Source organism: Serratia sp. (in: enterobacteria), from assembly GCF_051654945.1.
In the GTDB taxonomy this organism is placed as follows: Bacteria; Pseudomonadota; Gammaproteobacteria; order Enterobacterales; family Enterobacteriaceae; genus Chania.
In genome coordinates this window covers 1-1,034 of the sequence record NZ_JBOFZA010000018.1, presented here as the reverse complement: position 1 = coordinate 1,034, position 1,034 = coordinate 1, and the positions used below count along the sequence as shown (strand labels likewise).

General features: G+C 33.4%; 4 protein-coding genes. All 4 read right to left on the bottom strand.

The window, feature by feature from the left end:
* On the bottom strand, nt 1-276 hold a 276-nt coding region (locus ACRDCA_RS00325), incomplete at its 3' end, for a transposase domain-containing protein (protein ID WP_438687785.1).
* Nucleotides 277-279: 3 nt separating this feature from the next.
* A complete protein-coding gene (locus ACRDCA_RS00320) occupies nt 280-408 on the bottom strand; it encodes a hypothetical protein (RefSeq protein ID WP_438687784.1) in 129 nt (42 codons plus the stop codon).
* Between the two features lie 61 nt (nt 409-469).
* Nucleotides 470-820, bottom strand: coding sequence for an IS66 family insertion sequence element accessory protein TnpB (gene tnpB / locus ACRDCA_RS00315; RefSeq protein WP_438687783.1), 351 nt, complete (start codon nt 818-820; stop codon nt 470-472).
* On the bottom strand, nt 813-1,034 hold a 222-nt coding region (locus ACRDCA_RS00310; RefSeq protein WP_438687782.1), incomplete at its 5' end, for a hypothetical protein. The genes ACRDCA_RS00310 and tnpB, both read right to left, overlap by 8 nt.

The window sequence follows — 1,034 nt, the reverse complement described above, 5'->3', positions numbered from 1 at the left end:
TTCTTCTCCCATTTGTTTGAGTGGGCCTTCACAGACATCACAAACTTCAAGTGGGTGTTGGATATGGACTTCCTTTACATTACTAAGATTAGTTCCAGTATTTTTCTTACGTGGTTTTTTTACTACTTCGTCTTCCTTTGCTTCTTCAACTTCTTGTTCACTTAGATATTCAGCTTCATCAAATAAATTGAGTTGATTTAAAATACGATCGTTCTTCTCTGATTTAGGACCAAACTTTTGTTGTTTAAACAAACGAATCATTTCCTCTAAACTCATAATTTACTTATTTGCACGATCGAGCGCTTGCTCTTGATCATCTAGTTTTTTATTCAAATCACGTAATAAAAAAAGCAATTCATGATTGCTTAATTCTTCTAGGTTTTCAGGTAATGTTTGTTGTTTTTTCATAGGTTTATTATACCACTTTTCGAGCATAATTCCTAGGATTAAAAGGCTATATTGATACCGTTTAGGTATACTTTGCAGAGACTTCTCTATGTGCTTTTTTCTGTTCTATAGATAAACCTTCAAGTAGCCACCTCAACTGCTGTTTTGTAATTTGATTGAGTTGTGATTCTTTCATAGGCCACTTAAACTTACCTTGTTCTAAGCGTTTATAAAATAACCAAAACCCTGTCTTGTCCCAATATAAAATCTTGATTTTATCCTTGGAACGATTACAAAAAATAAATAAAGCATCTTCAAAGGGAGAACACAGAAAGTTGTTTTGTATCATAGAGGCATATCCATCAATACCTTTTCTTAAATCAGTAGCACCAACACAGATGTAGGTGCTACTGATTTGGTCGAAATTAACCATAGAATCTCAGTAAGGAATGTAGTATGGTATCACACTCCTTAGAACTAAGCGTAGAAGGGATGGTAACTTCTACACCTTGAATATGAAAAACAAGTAGTTCAGCTTCTGGTTCTGATATAGGCAAAAGACATAACTTTGCATCTTGTTTCGTATTTTGCTTAGGTTTATAAGCATGATACTTTAAAGTATGTACAGCATATTCCTTTGTTTTACA

Excerpts from the sequence above, each read along its gene's own strand:
- ACRDCA_RS00320 (WP_438687784.1), bottom strand. The coding sequence starts at position 408 with ATGAAAAAACAACAAACATTACCTGAAAACCTAGAAGAATTAAGCAAT.
- tnpB (WP_438687783.1), bottom strand. The coding sequence starts at position 820 with ATGGTTAATTTCGACCAAATCAGTAGCACCTACATCTGTGTTGGTGCT.